A 15310-nucleotide genomic window follows, 5' to 3' on the forward strand; every position below is an offset into this window, starting at 1 on the left:
TTCTGGGGAATTTTCATGGCTTTCAAGTGGTCTTGCCCACATTGCGGAGTGCTTCAAACGGTCGTCGAAACAAAACTCGACGTCAAAGCGCATTCCATAAAAGTGGGTAACTCCGCGGAAGGTGATGTGTCGATCGTTATGCAAGCAGTCGGCTGTTCAAATTCGGAATGCGATAGGATCACAGTTGAGGCGTGGCTTAACCAAAATTATGGTTACCCTAGCTACGGTCTGGTTTCTCACGGTCTTATTGGATCGAAAATTTCTATTCAGCCCCGATCAAATGTAAAATATCAGCCTGATTACATACCGGCCCCTATTCGAGAAGATTATATCGAAGCTTGCCTCATCCGTAATGATAGCCCTAAGGCAGCAGCGACCCTTGTGCGCCGCTGCCTTCAAGGAATGATTAGAGACTTTACTGGAATAACTAAGTCTCGTCTAATCGACGAGATTGGCGCTCTTCGAAGTTCCCTAGATGATGGTAAGGCGCCTGATGGCGTTACTCATGACAGTCTTGAGGCTATAGATGCGGTACGGGGGATTGGTAACATTGGAGCGCATATGGAGAAAGATATCAATCTTATAGTTGATGTCGATCCAGATGAAGCTCAAGCTCTTATTGAACTCGTTGAGATGCTTTTCGAAGAGTGGTATATTGCACGACATAAGCGCCAGATGAGACTCGCGGGTATTGCTGCGATGGCTGCTTCTAAGAAGAATGACTTGGCTGAGCAAAAGCTTGCGGCTGCAGCGTCTACGGCCGCTCCTGAAGAGGGTGCGTCTTAGTCAAAGAAGGCTTTCCATCGAATAACCTGCCTTCCCCATCATCAACTCAGTCATCGCCCAGACCAGCGCATCGGCGCGGTCTGGCGATCCCTCGCCGACAAACCCAGCAATGGTGAAGTTGCACATCTGGTCTTCCAGGTCGGGGAACTGCCCGACATGGCTGACCTTGCCCTGCTCGTAGAGCGCGGCAATCGGCTCAGCGCGGATCACCTTGCCGCGCGTGGCGGTGACCTCCTTGAATCGTGGCATCTTACTGCCACCGCCAGCCCGCAGGACAGCGCCGACCATCGCGCCGCCGAAGTTCCGTTCGGCCACCACGCAATCCGCCCCCCACTTCTCGACCTTGTCGGCCACACGCCGCCCCCAGCCTTCCGGCGATAGCTGGCAGGTGGCATCCTCCAGCACATAGGCCCGGCCATCCACGCCCTTGCCAGCGACGACGATGCCGATGTCATCACCCCCGCCGTCGCCTTTGGTGCCTGAGGGGTCAACTGAGACGACGATACGCTGCATGTCGGGCAGGGCGGTAGCGGCGATGCGGTGGCGGTCCAGCCCGGGTATCTCGCCGCCCTCGGTTTGCCGGTCCTCCAGCGCCCAGAGCGCGCCGTTGACCTCGCTCGCCCATTCGCCCGCCTCGAAGCGCAGCCGCTGCGCCGCGGACATCGAGGCCAGCACTTCGAAGTACTCGGCCGGCAGGTTGTCGGCGTTATCCGAAGGGTTGACCTTCATCTCGACGTAGTCGTCGGGATTGGGCAAGGCCTCCTTCGTGCCGGGCTTCAGCTTTGCGCGGAAGAGCTGGAACGACCAGTGCAGCTTGCTCGGCGGATTGCAGTCGAAGTAGGCCTTGAGCGCGAGGTGCGTGCGGCCAGTCGCCTGGGCGATCTCGGGCGCGAGCTCGCACTTCTGCGCGAGGCGGGACATCGCCATCTCGACCGAGCCCCACGGAATTTGCGAGGACTCGTTGAAGTAGAGGGTGACGTACTCGGCGCCCAGGATCTTTTCGACGCGCTCCTTGTCGTCGAGGCCCGCGATCCAAATCTGCGAGCCGTTTGGAAACTCGACGTAGAAGTCGGTCTTGTCGAAGCGGACGCGCAGGGTCGGGAAGCACAGCTTGAGCACCTTGGGCAGCGTATCGGCCCAGATCGAGGTCTTCGCGTGGTTGAACCGGAAACGGAAGATCGCGTGACGGCTGCCGGGCGCGTTGATTGCGCGCTGGATGATCGCGCGGACGAGTAGGAAGGTTTTGCCCGAGCGCGAGCCGCCACGCAGCATAATGTTGCGGGCGGTGGAGGCGAGGAGGTCGCGGGCGAGCTCCTGCCTTGGCGTGAGCTTGGCGATCGGCGGGCCGCCGTTGTGGCCGATTGGGGTAATGGCGTTCACGACTGCGTCAATCGCTCCGGGAACTGGCACTTCAACAAGCGCGACTGCTCTACCATCATCTGGCAACAAGCGATGGCGGCCTGTCGTGCGTGATGATGCTGTTCATCGAACATGCGCGCGGAGATCATGGTGGGCAGATGGGTGACTGTGACCCACGCCGCGTTCGGACCGCAATGCCACATTCCCTTCGCGGGGCGATCCTCAACCAGATCGATGCGGTACTCATCGAGGTCGATGGTCACAGCGCCGCATCCTTCGCATCCACGACGACGGTAATCCCGCCCGAATGCTCGACCCGATCCTTGAACGCCTGCACGTCAACGTGCTTGCCGATGAGCTCGAGGCGCTTGGTCCTGTCGCTGATCTTCACCTTGTCGACGATCGAGAAATCCTCACCCTTGCCCTCGCGCACGGTTTCGACGCCTTGAATCAAGCCTTGGCGCCAGATCAGCGGCCACTCCTTCACCGGGCGCAGGTCGCCGTTGTCGTCGTAGAGGTCGGCAAGGTCAGCCTCTGCCTCGAGAGCAAGGCGAGAGAGCAGCCAGTCAGCATCGACCTTGGTGCGATCCGACCGATCCCGTTTTTGCTCAAGGATGGCCGCTGAGACCTCAACATGCCTCAACAGGCGCTCGCCCTGCGACGAAGCCGTCTTCGCGCTGTAGCCTGCTCGTATGGCCGCCTGAGTGGCGTTCAGATCGATGAGGTACTCCTCGACGAAGCGGCGTTGCTTGTCGTTCACTGCCCCACCTCCCGAAGATACCGCTTCCTTGCCTCGGTCATCCTCTTGCGCCCGATCGCCTTCGACCAGGCCAGCACGGTGGACTTGCCCCAGATGTTCTCCACCCGGCGCCACCCATGCTTCACGAACTTCTCCATGAACTCGGGCGGGATCGGCTTGGGCGCGGAAGTGGGCAGAAGCTTACTCTTCGACATCGTTCACCTCGTCCTCGTCGATGATGCCGAAGTTGACCGTCCTCGCGAGCTGCATGAAGCTTTCGCGGGCATCGGGCGTGGCGCGGTTCCATGCGCGCACGACCAGCGTGCACAGCGTCGTGTCGGTGTCCTCATCGTCGAAGAGGGCGCCCGTCTCGTATCGGCGCTGTGTCACGGCCTCGCGCAGATCCTGAACCTGCAGATGCTCGCTCGAGGCGCGCTTGAGCAAGGGCAGGGCCTCGTCCTTGGGCAGGCTGGCTACCGCAGCATGGTGCTCGACCGAGAGCGAGGCATCACGCAGGGCAGGGGGGAAGTGCAGCGCAGCCTTGAGCGCATCCTTGAGCCGACGCGGTGCCAGCCCGAGGTTGTCGCTCAGGAAGTCGAACTTGGCCTGGCTGAGGTGTCCGGCGTCCTTGCCCTCAGCCATCCAGTCGGCGATCTTCCAGTCCACGTCGAGACGCTGGGCAACAAGGCTGCGTCCCTTGGCGACCCAGTCGTCGAGCGGTGCGAGCGGAGCGGCCTCGATCGTCGTGATCGCGTTCATTCGTCATTCCCCCTTTCGAAGTCAGCAGTGCAGGGGCGGTCAAGGCCAGCCTCCCTGAGATAGATCGGATGCGCATCGGGGTAGCGACCGGCGCGATAGTTGCGGTCGAGGTCCGCCTTGCTCATGCCGTTGGTGAGATGGCCGATGAGAAGGCCATTGCCGGTGCCGGGCTTGGCTCGGGGTGTGGAGGGTATGCCGAAGAGGTCAGGCTGCATGGAGAGCCTCTCTCTTCGGCTGAGGGATTAGAACGGCTTGCCGGACCTGATTGCGTCGATGGCATGCTCGAATGTTTCGTATTGGCAGTCGGTGCTCGAAACAGAACCGTCCGGAGCCACAACGAGGAAATCGTCGAATTCGCCCTGGCAGGTGATCGGATAAGCCTCCGTATGGCTGAACGGCGTACCGTCCTGCCTCTGCATGTCCGTGACAACGATACGCCAAGCAAGGATGGCGGTCAGGTCCGTCGGCGCAAAGTCCTCGTCGGTCCCCTTGTACATGCTGGGGTGCAGAATGAACCACCCGGGCTGGGCTGGGATCACAGTCGTTGTCATGGATATCTCCGTATTGAGGGAAGGCCGAAAATATTCCAACGTTTCCACCCACTTTCCAACGGGGGTGGAAAGTTTTTCGGCGCAGAACTCCGGGGGTTTCCGGTATATTTTCTATCTTTCCATCTAAAATAGAAATACGCGCGTAAGAGTGCACGTTGCTCCCGTGTGCGGAAATCAGCATGAGCGCTGGAAAGGTGGAAAGTTTCGGCGAAATATGCCGAATTTTCATATCCTTATTTTGTTTCCACCACATCTTTCCATGGGTGGAAAGGGCTGGAAAGCTGGAAAGTTCACGCACCGCGCGGCCTCCCCAGCTTGAATTCTTCCTGCGTCTCTGGCGGAAACCACCAGTTGAGGTTCTGCCCGTGGCGCATGCAACGCCGCTTCCACCAGTCGCGCATCTTCATGTGGGCGATGATGCGTTCTTCGATCTTCGCATCTTGCCGTTCCGACGAGATGCAGAGGTAGGCAGCGACTTCGCTAAGCGTGACGCATCCCCGGTTCCTTGTCTCGACGGAGTTCAGAAACTGGTCGATGCGAGGAGCCCAGATGTCTTCCTTGTATGAATCCTGCTGTGCGGCCTGAGCAAGGGAATCGAGTTCGCTGCCGTTCTCGATCCACCACTTTTCCCCATCCTTGAACGCTCTCACCGCCTCTGCCCAGAGTTGGTCGCGTGCGCGTTTCAAGGTTGAAAGATCAACGCGCCTGCCTTCGAACGGCCAAAAGCGGCGAGCGCCCGTCGCATCGGAGAGAAACGCGTCCTCGTTGGTCGTGCCTGTGAAGACCATCCTGCGCGGGCGCCAGATGAAATGCTTACCCCAGGGTGGGCGGTATCGATCACGCTGGAGCGTCAGAAAATTCTTCACCGCGTTGACCGAGGTGTTCAATGCCTCGAGCTCGCCCAGGTCGACAGCCCAGACGCCCTGCAGAGCTTGCGCCGTTTCCGCGCCCTTGAGGCTGGTAATCGACCCGGTGACGAACTCCTCTCCGAACAGCGCCTGAAATGCGCTGGTCTTACCGATACCCTGCAAGCCTTTGGCGATCAGCATCGTATCGACCTTACAGCCCGGCTGCAGAGCTCTGGCTACGGCCGCGATCAGGAACATGCGCCCGAAGGCCCGATTGATCTCGGTATCGTCGGCATCGAAGATGTTCTGGAGCCAGTTGGAGATGCGCGGCTTACCATCCCACTTCAGGCCTTCGAGGTAGTCAACGACCGGATTGATGGTGTTGTCCTCCGCGGTGCGCATGACAGCAGCGGGGACGTCGCGCGCGTTGGCTTCGAAGTTGAACGGCGGCGCCTCCATCAACATGCGGATGTCGACGTAGTCGCTGTCCTTCAATTCGCGGCCATGCCACTCGATATTCCCGGTCAGGTCGTTGAATGCGAGCTTCGGCCCCAGATGCGGGATGTTGCGAAGGTGGAGCATCAGGTTGGTGATGTTCTTCTTCGGGCCCTGCTTCGAGGACTGCACCCGGCCTACCCAGGAGTTCAATTCGAACACGTCTTCGGCCATCATGCCGCATCCCCTCTAGCCCGGGGCACACGCGCGGCCTTGAGCAGTTCTCGATTGATCTCTTGCGGATTGACGCCGCGGCAGCGCAGGTCGGTGGGCATGAGTGCTGGTTGCCAGCGGATCTGGTCGGGCCGGCCGATCATGAGGGCGCCAGGTGTCTGGTCGCGCTCGGCCGGCGCGCGGTTCCAGCGCTGCGCCTTGGCCAGCGCGCGCTCGGCGAGGAACTGCGCACGGCGGCGGGCCCAATGCTGGAAGAAGGCACGCGGGCTGGCGAAGATGACGTTGGTCTCCTCCGACAGGTTGCCCACGATCTGGGGCGCGTCGTCGCCCAGGACCACGGCGGTATCGTCGATCGGGTTCCACGCAATGACGGTCTCGATGCCGAGCCAGGTATGATCGGGCTCGTCGAGGTCATGCGGGGCCGGGTAGGCGGCGATGATGCGCACGCCAGTCTCGTCACGATGCAGACGGAACGGCGAGCAGGCATAGAGCGCGCCGTGCTGGCCCTTGTCGATCTTGAGCGCGCGGTAGATCGCCGGGTGGTTCGAGGCGCTGTTCCACCAGACCTTGCCCGGGGTATCCTTGTCGAGGAAGTGCCAGGCCGCGGACCACGCATTGATGTCGAAGGCCTCATCCATCGAGCAGGCCCTCCACCTTGAGGCGATCACGAACGTCGTCGACCGAGTAGGCGGCGAAGGCGATGCCTCCGGCGCGGCTTTGCGCATTGGCGAAGTTTACCTGAGCGGGCTTGAGCCGGTCCTTGCCGGTTTTCGCGTCGATCCAGACCGAGCGGCCCTTCACGGTCGCGGCGATGTCGAGCGCGCCCTTTGTCCCGAACTTGGCGGGGCGCCCGTCGCGCGTGTAGAGCAGGCCGGGAGTGTCGACCGGAACGGAAAAGCCGCCGATCTGGGAGATAAAAAGCCGGATCTCGTTGACGAGGTCGGTGTGCCTTGCGCTCACGCCGCTGCACTCCGCTGCCGTGCCTGGTACCGGTGCATGGCCCAGCCCATCTTGTAGCCGCGGCGCCGCGCCAGATCCTGCCAGTCAGACAGCGTCTCGCACTCGCTCTCTTCCTTGCGCGCAGCGCGCCGGGCCGCATCGCGGTTGACCTCCTCGAGCGTCCCATCAACCTGCTCGATCTCGCGCGCCTTCACCTCGACGGCATGACCGCACTGGGGGCACTTGGGGGCAGGGCGGTAGACGAAGAAGCATTCGTCGCACTGACGTACCGGTACTTCGGAGGGTGCGGACCGCTTCTTGCGCTCGCGGTCGGCCAGGTCCCACTCGCGCGGGTCATCAGGCAGGCCATGGATCAGGCTGTTGCCAGCATGATCGAGGATGATTGCCTCGTCCTTGCCAGGCGCGGGGCGCAGCGCGCGGCCGACCTGCTGGAGGTGCAGGGAGAGGCTCTTGGTCGGGCGTAAAAGGATTGCGGCCTCGATCGCGGGAACGTCAAAGCCTTCGCCGAATAGGTCGGCATTGCTCAGGACGAGCGTCTGGCCGGCGCGGAAACGCTGAACTGCAGCATCGCGATCTTCGACCGACATCGAGCCATCGACATGCTCTGCGGGGATGCCAGCCTCGCGGAACTGCGCCGCGATGTTCTGGCTGTTCTGCACGCCGGCAGCGAAGGCCACCGCGCGCTTGCCTGCGCACAGGCGCTTGTAGTGTCCGATGGCGTCGCCGACGATCTGCGGTTTGTCCATGGCAGCGGACAGGGCCGATCGCTTGAAGTCGCCGGCGGTCGTGCCAACGCCGGACAGGTCGGGCGTGGCCGGGGCGAAGAGGCGGTACCGCGAGAGCGATCCATTTTCGATGAGCTCGGCGACGCTGGGCCCGAGGACCATGTGCTGGAACCAGTTGCCGAGCCCCTGTCCGTCGAGGCGCCAGGGAGTTGCGGTGAGCCCAAGCACGCGGGCGCGCGGAAAGCGCTCGTAAAGCGTGGTCCAGCTGGCCGAGCCGATGTGGTGGCTCTCGTCGAAGACCATCAGGTCGGGCGGGGGCAGATCATCGAGGCGCCGGATGATCGTCTGCACCGATGCGACTTGCACGAGCGCATGCGGATTGGAGACGTGGCCGGACTGGACCACGCCGTGAGGGATGCCGAGCGAATGGAAGGTCTGGCTCGCCTGGTTGAGCAGCTCACGACGATGGACGAGCCACCACACGACCTTGCCCTTGCCGGACGAGCCGTGGACGACAGTCGATGCCGTTACAGTCTTGCCCGCGCCGGTGGGCATGCACAGGAGGACGGCGCGCAGGCGGCGCGCGTAGGCCTCGCGCGATTCCTCGATGACGCGAGCTTGATATGGGCGAAGCTGGATCATGCCCGCGCCTCCACCAATTCGGCCATACCGAGCCGCACGGCCTTGCGCTCGAGCATCGCAACCTTCGCGCGCGCTGCTTCGAGCTGGCCGGGCAGGTTGTAGCGCTGGCTGTATTCGCTGGCCGCGCGCGACTTGCGCGCCTTGATCTCGCGCTTGGCGAGCCGGATCAGCTTGTCGCACTGGTTCTGGCTGACACCGAGGCACAGGGCGATAGTCACAGGCTCAAGGCGGCGTTCCAGCATCTCGATTGTGCGCTCGACCGGCGTCTGTTCGCTGGCCTTCAGCATGGCGCAGCCCTCCGCAGCTGGGCGAGGCGACGCTGGCGGCAGTTGTACTGGCCGCTGCTCAGATCGAGGCGCTCGCGGATCTCGGCGCGCGACAGGCCCTTGTCGGCCAGCTCGGCGAACTCGCGGTCCGCTGCTGTCATGGTGACGGCGTCACCCATCACGCAGCCCTCCCGCCGATCGTGACCACGCCGCGCATGGCATCGAGCCGCGCTAGCCAAGTGCCGAGCGTCTGGTGAACCTTGCGCAGCCGGCGCTCGTCCTTGAGGCGCAGCTCGTGGTCGGTGACCGCGATGCCACCGTGACTGTCCGGCGCCTCGTGCTCGGCGACCTCGTGGGCCAGCGCGATCATGTCGAGGGTGAGGGGATCGGACGAGCACACGCTGTCTACCGGCACGTTCTTCACGCCATAGGCCGCGTCGATCTCGTCGTGCGCGCTCTGGTCGAAGGCGAGCAGGTTCCAGACCTTGTCCGCGCTGGGCAGGCTGAGGCCGGTCTTGAGGTTGCGCAAATGGCGCTCGCTGACGCCAAGCCATAGCGCGACCTGGCTGTCTCCGTGCTCGCGGCACAGGCGCGCGAGGGTGACGAGCCAGTTCGAGCGGAACTGCTCTTCCGTGAGGGGCGTCCGGTTCGGAAAGACGTTGTTGCTGCGCTGCGTCATCTCAAATTCCATGGACAGAAAGGGGAAAGCTGCCGGGGCCGGGGGCTCGAGGGGGGAGGGGAGCACCCAGCCCCGGCAGGGTTGCGACCTCGCCGCGTTGGGCGGTCGAGGGCCGTGCGACCCGGAAGGCTCCGGGGTGAAACATTCAGCGGAGGGGGCGCGTCAGGAGCAGGGCTGCGAGCGTGAGCACCGCGATGCCGAGGCAGATGAAGCCGAAGCCTTGGAGGGGGGACATTCAGGCCACCTCGCTGAGATAGCCGACGTCAGAGAACAGCGGCACGGCGAGAGGCGGCTCGGAATCGTTCTCCGGCTCATCCTCCTCGATCTCGGCATCTGCATCGCCGTCGACGTGGTCGAGCAAGGCGATGAGCGCTTCGATGGCGTCTTCGATGAGCTTGCGGTCGCGCGCGGTCATGCTGCGGCGTCCTGCCTAAGCTCAGGCGGCAGCAACTGCGTCACTGTCAGGTCGGCGCCATCGGCTTTCGCAGCACCAATCACCTCTTCCCAGCGATCGAGCGGAATACGGTTCCGATCGAACCACGCCTGCACCGTGGTATGACTGTTGTGGCCGAGCTTCCGGGCCAAGGCGCGAATGCCGCCGAGGTCGGTTATGATCGTCTGATGGTCCATACGCACGGTGTACGCACCGAGCGTACGCTAGTCAACGTGGAAAGTGTATCGACCTCGCGCGATAACGTGGACATGGAAAATGTACGCACGACTGGTCAGACTGTTGCCGAACTGGTGGCCCGCGCTGGCTTGTCCATGCGGGCATTTGCCAAGGCCTGTGGGTACGCCACCGCGTCGGGTGTGCAGCGCTATATGGACCCGGAATTCGATGCCAACCTGAAGCCTGACGTCGCAGTCAAGATGGTGGAGGCGTTGAAGGGGAAGGGGGAGCCCCCGATCGCCGCCGAAGAAGTTTATGCGCTCGTTGGTATGCCTGCGACGAACGCTGCGCCAGTTCACTATGAGGGCGCGTCCATGGACCGCATGCGCCAAGACGTGCCAATCTTGGGGACTGCGTTGGGTGCCGACCGGATCGAGGACGACTTGGCTATCGAGCAAACCCATCTCTTCACCGACGAAATCATCGGCTACGCCAAGCGGCCTGTTATCCTGGATGGTCGAGCAGACGTTTACGGGATTTACGTCCAAGGAACGTCCATGGAGCCGCGATACGAGGACGGTTCGATCGTATTCGCCGAAACCAAGCGCCCGGCCCGCATTGGCGATTCCGTCATCGTCTATCTTCGGAAGAACGGTGATGCTCACGAGGCGGATGATGGTGAAAGCGCGCGCACAGTGCTTGTGAAGCGGCTCGTTAAGAAAAGCGGATCGTTCGTAGAGCTGGAGCAGTACAATCCACGCTTCACCTTTAGACTGGACGGGAAGGAAGTGCTCAAGATGCACCGCGTCTTGACGATGGATGATCTTCTTTCGTGACCGCTGTTGCTGGCGGTAAGAGGTAGAGATGAAGGTTCGGCGGGTAGCTCGAGTGCCAAAACTCCAGATCACTGACACGCAATGGCGCGACGACGACATGCAGCCGCGATATTGCCCCATTTACGCCAAAACCCGCCCAGCCCGGGGTGGTTGGCAGTGGCGATCGGCCCGCGCCGAAGGCGGTGGTGACGAATATATGCTTGTCGCACAGGTGCACCCTAAGCGTGGCGACATGAAATCGACCCTCATCGTGAAGTGTGGCGACGGCTATGCGGTAGTTTGTCGGTACGAATTTCACTCGAGCCACCCAGGCCTGCACGCCCACGCGCATTGCGAACGTGCTGGCGTGGAGATCGGTTCGAGTGGCATGGATGGTCTGGAGCGAGTGCCGCCCGGCAAGGGTAGGGCAAATCGACAAGCTCCATTATCCATCTCGACATTTTGGGAGGAATCCCGCAGATTCTTTCGCATACAAGACGATATTGGACCGCTGTTCCGATCATGACAGGTGCATTTGAAAAGGAGCTTTGTGCCGCGTTTTGCGGTGGCCTTGAGGTGCATCCCGTTGGTGTCGGATATGCGGTGTCCACTGCTTTCAGAGACAACTCGGGCGATCGTCTGTCATTCTATATCGAAACTGGCGGAGATGGATTCGACCTCGTCGATGGCGGCGATTATCTCCCAGAACTGGTCGCGCGCGACATTCATATTGCCGGAGGGACGAGGGGAGATCTCCTAAACGCCATCCTTTCGGAAGCAGGAGCGTATTGGGATCGCGAAACCTATGAAATTCGCGCTGACGGTGTAGCGGAGGCAGACTTGGCGGTGCGTTCAATACAATTCCTGTCCGCGCTCATTCGGGTTCGCGATCTTTCGCTTATCACGAAAGATCGGGTTAAGTCTGCATTTCGCGAAGACTTCATCCGAGAGGTCACGGCCCGCTATGGCGAAGAATTTGAAATCGAGGAAAGCGCTCCTCCAACCAAGGATCTGGAAGAATTTCCTGCCGATGTGGTCTTGCGCTCAATCAATGGTGGCCGCCCAGGTGCGATTTACCTCGTCAACAACAGTGACAAGCTGAACGAAGCGCTTCTCGCCTGGCAGGAGGTTCATAAGATTCGCGCCGATGTGGCGATGGTGGCGGTTATCGAAGACAACCGGATGACGAACATCAATAAGATGAAGTTCCAACGCGCCCAGAACAGGCGCTTGCCAATGCCCATCTTCCGAGGGGGCGAGCGAGATACGGTGGAATTCATCGCGGACGAAATGCGGACACGAGCGGCCTAGCTGGCCCATCACACTCAGCCAAAATGACCCCGGTTCACAGCCGGGGTTTTTCATGAGTATCGCTTGTTCAATGGGTGTACGCACAATGTGTATTTAATGGCTTGACCTAGTGTACGCTACCTGTGTACACCATCCCCAACGCCGGCGCTCACAGCCCAGCAAGTTGGAGATGACCCATGCACATCACCGAGATCACCCCCGCGACGGCTGCCGAGATCGGCACGTCGTGGCAGCGTCACCCCGAGGCGGCACGCATTCTCGATGCCCTCGGCCCTGATGACCTCTTCATCACGCGCCCCATGGTTGTCATGGGCACCGACGAACTGCGCGTCACCACGGATCGCTACGACGATCTGGCCGAAGTCCGCACCGACCTGATCGACCTGTGCTTCGGCTCGACGTTCCGCGAGGCGCTGGAGCAGGGCAAGCCCCACGACTATCTCGATTTCGAAGCCAGCTGGCCGACCGTTCAGGACGTGCTGCGCGAGCGCTTCGGCGATCCGAACGAACTGGCCGGGTTCAGCCTTGCTGATGCTCAGGTGCGGTACCGCCATGGTGTGACGCGGATCGGCACGCTGGATCAGCAGGTCGCTGAGGCTCGCGAGGCAATGGGCGAGGCGCGCTGGGATCAGCTAAACCGGGAGTGGGCAGCATGAACGGCGCCACCCGCCACGACGGTACGCCAGCCTATCTCGCTGCCCCGCAGCGCCAGCGCCAGACCGCTGCAGAGGCCGACCCGGAAAGCTTCATCAGCAGGATGCGCGCGGCCCAGCAGGTCACCGGCGAACCCAGTCCACTCGTCGGCGCCACCATTCTTCTCGCGCTGCTGATCCTCGGCACGCTGCTTGCCATCGGCCTCGATGGGCTCTTTGTTTGGGGGAACACCTGATGAATGGGCAGACTGAAATCTCTTCTGCCGACATTGTGCTGGCAGTCGAGACGACCCCGCAGATCGTGCTGCTCGACAGCGCCAAGTTCGACCAGTTCTACGACCGCGTGCGTAGCGAGACGGCGGGCATCGTCGTCGACCTCTCAACGAAGAAGGGGCGGGACGAGGTTCGCTCGCTGGCCGCGAAGGTCACGCGCTCCAAGACCATGATCGACAAGGCTGGGCTCGCACTCACCAGGCAGTGGCGTGAGCAGACCAACCAGGTGAATGCGGCCCGCAAGGAGATCGAGGAGCGCCTGAGCACGCTGGCGGAAGAGGTCCGCCGCCCTCTCACCGAGTGGGAGAACACCGAAAAGGAGCGGGTCGAAAGCTGCCGCGCCATCATCGACGAGATGAAGCAGGCCGCTGTCGTGACGATCGAGGACACCGCCGCTTCGGTCCGCGCGCGCGGCATGAAGGTGTGGGGTCAGGAGATCGGCGACCAGTTCGGCGACATGGCCGGCGAGGCTCAGTCAGCGAAGGAAAGCGCTGTCGAGACGCTCAAAGCCGCCTTGGCGCGCCTCACTCGTGAAGAGGAAGAGCGCGCCGAGCTGGAGAAGCTGCGTGCCGAAGCAGCTGAACGTGAAGCTCGCGAGCAGGCGGCACGTGAAGAGCGCGAGGCCAAGGAGCGTGCAGAGGCCGAGGCGAGGCAGGCGGAAGAGCGCCGCGTCGCTGAGCAGAAGGCCGAGGAAGAGCGCGCATCTCGTATCGCCCGTGAAGCTGAAGAGCGCGCCCGGCGTGAAGCCGAAGTGGCCGCACAGGCCGAACGCGATCGCATCCAGCGCGAGCACGATGAAGCTTTGGCTGCAGAACGTCGTCGCGCCGAGCAGGCTGAACGCGAGGCGCAGGCCGAGCGGGACCGCATCGCCAAGGAAGAGGCCGACCGTAAGGCCGAGGCTGAACGCATCGCTCAGGAGCAGGCCGCTCGCGAGGCCGACCGCGCCCACCGGGGCAAGATCATGGCCGCCGCCAAAGAGGCAATCATGGAAGCCGGATCGGTCGATGAAGCGACCGCCAAGAACATCGTGCTCGCCATTGTCGGCGGGTCTGTCCCCAACGTCACGTTGAGGTTCTGATCATGGATAACCCGTTTGCACTCGACTATTCCGAGCCCGCGCAGATCGATGCCGAAGAACTGTATGAGCCCGCTGCCGAGGCCGAGCAGAAGTTGGGTGGCATCAAGATCCACAACGATCTCATCCAGGGCAGCGACGAGTGGCTACAGGCGCGCTGTGGCCTGATCACCGCGTCCGAGATGAAGTTGCTCCTCACGCCGACCATGAAGGCGGCAAACAGCGACAAGGTGCGGGCGCACTTCTACGAGCTGGCGTTTCAGCGCCTCACCGGGTTCGTCGAGCCGCAGTACGTCTCCGACGCCATGCTGCGCGGGCAGGAAGACGAAATCTATGCCCGCGAGGAGTACAGCCAGCACTACGCGAGCGTCGAAGAGACTGGCTTCATCACGAATGATCATTGGGGCTTCACCATCGGCTACAGCCCCGACGGTCTTGTCGGCGATGATGGCCTGATCGAAGTCAAGTCGCGTGGCGGCAAGTACCAGGTCCAAACCATCGCCAACAACGAGGTGCCGGCCGAGTACATGCTGCAGCTGCAGACCGGCCTGCTCATCACTGGCCGCAAGTGGATCGACTTCATCTCCTACTGCGGCGGCTTGCCGATGTTCGTCAAGCGCGTCGAGCCCGACCCCGAAATGCAAGAAGCAATCATCGCCGCCGTGACGCGCGCCGAGGAAGCAATCGCGGACATCGAGCGCGAGTACCGCGCCACGCTCGCGACGATGCCAAAGGTGATCGAGACGGAACGGCGGGCTGTTGAGGAGATAATCCTGTGAACGATATGATCGATATGTCCCGTTTCGTCGAAGCGAAGTCGGATCAGCTCAACGCCGATGACCTCATCGATTCGCCGCGCACCATCACCGTCACCCGCGTGACCGGCAGCGATGGCGATCAGCCGGTGTCGATCCACTACGAGGGCGACAACGGGAAGCCGTTCAAGCCGTGCAAGACGATGCGCCGCGTTCTCCTTGCGATCTGGAAGCGCAACGCTGCCGACTACGTGGGCCGCTCGATGACGCTCTATCGCGACGACAGCGTGACGTTCGGCGGGCTCAACGTTGGCGGCATTCGCATCAGCCACATGAGCCACATGGACAAGGAGACGGTTGTCGTCGTCATGAAGACGAAGGGCAAGAAGGCGGGCATCAAGATCCAGCCTCTCAAGACCGAGCCGCGCGAAGACGAAGCCGCCAAGTGGGCCGACAAGTTCACCGCCACCGTTGCGCGTGCGCCGGACGCCGACAAGCTCGAGCAGTATGTCTCGGGGCAGGGCGCAACGCTCGAGCGCCTCAAGCAGCAGCGCCCCGAGCTGCATGCTGCCTGTGAAACGGCCATCGAGAATGCGCGCTCGTCGTTCGCGACCTGGGGCGAGGGGCCTCGCGACACCGACCGAGGCGAAGCCCACACCTCCGACCCGGGCACCCTCCGCAAGCAGATCGACGAAGCGACTGACCGCGAAAGCTGGAAGGCTGCTGAGAACGCTGTCGGCGCCGCGGACCTCACCGACGAGCAGCGCCTTGAGCTGAGCCATGCGCTCAACCTCAAGGAACAGGCCCTCAAGCAGAACTAACCCCCTTCGGTCGC

At 62.1% G+C, this 15310-nt stretch carries 24 protein-coding genes; 8 read left to right on the forward strand and 16 right to left on the reverse strand.

Annotation, left to right across the window (positions count from 1 at the left end; genetic code table 11):
- The first annotated feature begins 15 nt into the window (after positions 1-15).
- Positions 16-786: a DUF4145 domain-containing protein gene (locus I5E68_RS07130; RefSeq protein WP_228726872.1), complete on the forward strand. Its 771-nt coding sequence runs from the start codon at positions 16-18 to the stop codon at positions 784-786.
- Here the strand turns inward: I5E68_RS07130 and I5E68_RS07135 are convergent, their stop codons facing one another.
- The 16 genes from I5E68_RS07135 to I5E68_RS07210 all read right to left on the reverse strand — a co-directional run bounded on the left by I5E68_RS07135 (position 787) and on the right by I5E68_RS07210 (position 9613).
- Positions 787-2166 carry a phage terminase large subunit gene (locus tag I5E68_RS07135; RefSeq protein ID WP_323982112.1) on the reverse strand — a complete coding sequence of 460 codons (1380 nt, stop codon included), beginning with the start codon at positions 2164-2166 and terminating at the stop codon, positions 787-789.
- Positions 2163-2408 (reverse strand): hypothetical protein, encoded by a 246-nt coding sequence (locus I5E68_RS07140; protein WP_197162441.1) that lies wholly within the window; start codon positions 2406-2408, stop codon positions 2163-2165. The genes I5E68_RS07135 and I5E68_RS07140 overlap by 4 nt, the downstream gene beginning before the upstream one ends.
- Positions 2405-2905: a terminase small subunit gene (locus I5E68_RS07145; RefSeq protein ID WP_323982113.1), complete on the reverse strand. Its 501-nt coding sequence runs from the start codon at positions 2903-2905 to the stop codon at positions 2405-2407. Before I5E68_RS07145 ends, I5E68_RS07140 begins: the two co-directional genes overlap by 4 nt.
- The gene (locus tag I5E68_RS07150) at positions 2902-3099 is read right to left on the reverse strand and encodes a hypothetical protein (RefSeq protein WP_197164862.1); all 198 of its coding nucleotides are present in this window, start codon (positions 3097-3099) and stop codon (positions 2902-2904) included. Before I5E68_RS07150 ends, I5E68_RS07145 begins: the two co-directional genes overlap by 4 nt.
- Positions 3086-3643 carry a hypothetical protein gene (locus tag I5E68_RS07155; RefSeq protein WP_197162443.1) on the reverse strand — a complete coding sequence of 186 codons (558 nt, stop codon included), beginning with the start codon at positions 3641-3643 and terminating at the stop codon, positions 3086-3088. Before I5E68_RS07155 ends, I5E68_RS07150 begins: the two co-directional genes overlap by 14 nt.
- On the reverse strand, positions 3640-3858 hold the full coding sequence (locus I5E68_RS07160; RefSeq protein ID WP_197162445.1) for a hypothetical protein: 219 nt from the start codon (positions 3856-3858) through the stop codon (positions 3640-3642). Before I5E68_RS07160 ends, I5E68_RS07155 begins: the two co-directional genes overlap by 4 nt.
- 27 nt (positions 3859-3885) lie before the next feature.
- The gene (locus I5E68_RS07165) at positions 3886-4194 is read right to left on the reverse strand and encodes a hypothetical protein (protein ID WP_197162447.1); all 309 of its coding nucleotides are present in this window, start codon (positions 4192-4194) and stop codon (positions 3886-3888) included.
- 290 nt (positions 4195-4484) lie between these two features.
- The gene (locus I5E68_RS07170) at positions 4485-5714 is read right to left on the reverse strand and encodes a virulence-associated E family protein (RefSeq protein WP_197162448.1); all 1230 of its coding nucleotides are present in this window, start codon (positions 5712-5714) and stop codon (positions 4485-4487) included.
- The gene (locus I5E68_RS07175; RefSeq protein WP_197162449.1) at positions 5711-6349 is read right to left on the reverse strand and encodes a hypothetical protein; all 639 of its coding nucleotides are present in this window, start codon (positions 6347-6349) and stop codon (positions 5711-5713) included. The genes I5E68_RS07170 and I5E68_RS07175 overlap by 4 nt, the downstream gene beginning before the upstream one ends.
- Positions 6342-6671 (reverse strand): hypothetical protein, encoded by a 330-nt coding sequence (locus I5E68_RS07180; RefSeq protein WP_197162450.1) that lies wholly within the window; start codon positions 6669-6671, stop codon positions 6342-6344. Before I5E68_RS07180 ends, I5E68_RS07175 begins: the two co-directional genes overlap by 8 nt.
- Positions 6668-8038 (reverse strand): DEAD/DEAH box helicase, encoded by a 1371-nt coding sequence (locus tag I5E68_RS07185; RefSeq protein ID WP_197162451.1) that lies wholly within the window; start codon positions 8036-8038, stop codon positions 6668-6670. The genes I5E68_RS07180 and I5E68_RS07185 overlap by 4 nt, the downstream gene beginning before the upstream one ends.
- The gene (locus I5E68_RS07190) at positions 8035-8325 is read right to left on the reverse strand and encodes a hypothetical protein (RefSeq protein WP_197162452.1); all 291 of its coding nucleotides are present in this window, start codon (positions 8323-8325) and stop codon (positions 8035-8037) included. The genes I5E68_RS07185 and I5E68_RS07190 overlap by 4 nt, the downstream gene beginning before the upstream one ends.
- Positions 8319-8483 (reverse strand): hypothetical protein, encoded by a 165-nt coding sequence (locus I5E68_RS07195; protein ID WP_197162453.1) that lies wholly within the window; start codon positions 8481-8483, stop codon positions 8319-8321. Before I5E68_RS07195 ends, I5E68_RS07190 begins: the two co-directional genes overlap by 7 nt.
- The gene (locus I5E68_RS07200; protein WP_197162454.1) at positions 8483-8983 is read right to left on the reverse strand and encodes a hypothetical protein; all 501 of its coding nucleotides are present in this window, start codon (positions 8981-8983) and stop codon (positions 8483-8485) included. The genes I5E68_RS07195 and I5E68_RS07200 overlap by 1 nt, the downstream gene beginning before the upstream one ends.
- Before the next feature lie 235 nt (positions 8984-9218).
- Entirely contained in the window at positions 9219-9398 is a 180-nt protein-coding gene (locus I5E68_RS07205; RefSeq protein WP_197162456.1) for a hypothetical protein, read from the reverse strand.
- Positions 9395-9613, reverse strand: coding sequence for a carph-isopro domain-containing protein (locus tag I5E68_RS07210; protein ID WP_197162458.1), 219 nt, complete (start codon positions 9611-9613; stop codon positions 9395-9397). The genes I5E68_RS07205 and I5E68_RS07210 overlap by 4 nt, the downstream gene beginning before the upstream one ends.
- On the opposite strand from I5E68_RS07210, the gene I5E68_RS07215 reads away from it, so the two are divergent.
- The 7 genes from I5E68_RS07215 (at position 9605) to I5E68_RS07245 (ending at position 15296) form a co-directional block, all read left to right on the forward strand.
- Positions 9605-10429, forward strand: a complete 825-nt coding sequence (locus tag I5E68_RS07215; RefSeq protein WP_197162460.1) for a S24 family peptidase — start codon at positions 9605-9607, stop codon at positions 10427-10429. The two genes, I5E68_RS07210 and I5E68_RS07215, sit on opposite strands and share 9 nt — an antisense overlap.
- A 501-nt stretch (positions 10430-10930) precedes the next feature.
- Positions 10931-11719 carry a DUF1828 domain-containing protein gene (locus I5E68_RS07220; protein WP_197162462.1) on the forward strand — a complete coding sequence of 263 codons (789 nt, stop codon included), beginning with the start codon at positions 10931-10933 and terminating at the stop codon, positions 11717-11719.
- A 176-nt stretch (positions 11720-11895) separates the two neighbouring features.
- A complete protein-coding gene (locus I5E68_RS07225; RefSeq protein ID WP_197162464.1) occupies positions 11896-12375 on the forward strand; it encodes a hypothetical protein in 480 nt (159 codons plus the stop codon).
- Entirely contained in the window at positions 12372-12608 is a 237-nt protein-coding gene (locus tag I5E68_RS07230) for a hypothetical protein (RefSeq protein ID WP_197162466.1), read from the forward strand. The genes I5E68_RS07225 and I5E68_RS07230 overlap by 4 nt, the downstream gene beginning before the upstream one ends.
- A gap of 65 nt (positions 12609-12673) precedes the next feature.
- Positions 12674-13723, forward strand: a complete 1050-nt coding sequence (locus I5E68_RS07235; protein WP_323982114.1) for a hypothetical protein — start codon at positions 12674-12676, stop codon at positions 13721-13723.
- Positions 13724-13725: 2 nt separating this feature from the next.
- Entirely contained in the window at positions 13726-14499 is a 774-nt protein-coding gene (locus tag I5E68_RS07240) for a lambda exonuclease family protein (RefSeq protein ID WP_197162470.1), read from the forward strand.
- The gene (locus I5E68_RS07245) at positions 14496-15296 is read left to right on the forward strand and encodes a hypothetical protein (RefSeq protein ID WP_197162474.1); all 801 of its coding nucleotides are present in this window, start codon (positions 14496-14498) and stop codon (positions 15294-15296) included. Before I5E68_RS07240 ends, I5E68_RS07245 begins: the two co-directional genes overlap by 4 nt.
- Positions 15297-15310: the final 14 nt, after the last annotated feature.

This window comes from Novosphingobium aureum (genome assembly GCF_015865035.1).
In the GTDB taxonomy this organism is placed as follows: domain Bacteria; phylum Pseudomonadota; class Alphaproteobacteria; order Sphingomonadales; family Sphingomonadaceae; genus Novosphingobium; species Novosphingobium aureum.

Coding starts and splice junctions, on each gene's coding strand:
- I5E68_RS07185 (WP_197162451.1), bottom strand. CDS start 8,038: ATGATCCAGCTTCGCCCATATCAAGCTCGCGTCATCGAGGAATCGCGC.
- I5E68_RS07215 (WP_197162460.1), top strand. CDS start 9,605: ATGGTCCATACGCACGGTGTACGCACCGAGCGTACGCTAGTCAACGTG.
- I5E68_RS07160 (WP_197162445.1), bottom strand. CDS start 3,858: ATGCAGCCTGACCTCTTCGGCATACCCTCCACACCCCGAGCCAAGCCC.
- I5E68_RS07165 (WP_197162447.1), bottom strand. CDS start 4,194: ATGACAACGACTGTGATCCCAGCCCAGCCCGGGTGGTTCATTCTGCAC.
- I5E68_RS07170 (WP_197162448.1), bottom strand. CDS start 5,714: ATGATGGCCGAAGACGTGTTCGAATTGAACTCCTGGGTAGGCCGGGTG.
- I5E68_RS07175 (WP_197162449.1), bottom strand. CDS start 6,349: ATGGATGAGGCCTTCGACATCAATGCGTGGTCCGCGGCCTGGCACTTC.
- I5E68_RS07130 (WP_228726872.1), top strand. CDS start 16: ATGGCTTTCAAGTGGTCTTGCCCACATTGCGGAGTGCTTCAAACGGTC.
- I5E68_RS07230 (WP_197162466.1), top strand. CDS start 12,372: ATGAACGGCGCCACCCGCCACGACGGTACGCCAGCCTATCTCGCTGCC.
- I5E68_RS07220 (WP_197162462.1), top strand. CDS start 10,931: ATGACAGGTGCATTTGAAAAGGAGCTTTGTGCCGCGTTTTGCGGTGGC.
- I5E68_RS07210 (WP_197162458.1), bottom strand. CDS start 9,613: ATGGACCATCAGACGATCATAACCGACCTCGGCGGCATTCGCGCCTTG.
- I5E68_RS07190 (WP_197162452.1), bottom strand. CDS start 8,325: ATGCTGAAGGCCAGCGAACAGACGCCGGTCGAGCGCACAATCGAGATG.
- I5E68_RS07205 (WP_197162456.1), bottom strand. CDS start 9,398: ATGACCGCGCGCGACCGCAAGCTCATCGAAGACGCCATCGAAGCGCTC.
- I5E68_RS07225 (WP_197162464.1), top strand. CDS start 11,896: ATGCACATCACCGAGATCACCCCCGCGACGGCTGCCGAGATCGGCACG.
- I5E68_RS07240 (WP_197162470.1), top strand. CDS start 13,726: ATGGATAACCCGTTTGCACTCGACTATTCCGAGCCCGCGCAGATCGAT.
- I5E68_RS07150 (WP_197164862.1), bottom strand. CDS start 3,099: ATGTCGAAGAGTAAGCTTCTGCCCACTTCCGCGCCCAAGCCGATCCCG.
- I5E68_RS07195 (WP_197162453.1), bottom strand. CDS start 8,483: ATGGGTGACGCCGTCACCATGACAGCAGCGGACCGCGAGTTCGCCGAG.
- I5E68_RS07200 (WP_197162454.1), bottom strand. CDS start 8,983: ATGACGCAGCGCAGCAACAACGTCTTTCCGAACCGGACGCCCCTCACG.
- I5E68_RS07155 (WP_197162443.1), bottom strand. CDS start 3,643: ATGAACGCGATCACGACGATCGAGGCCGCTCCGCTCGCACCGCTCGAC.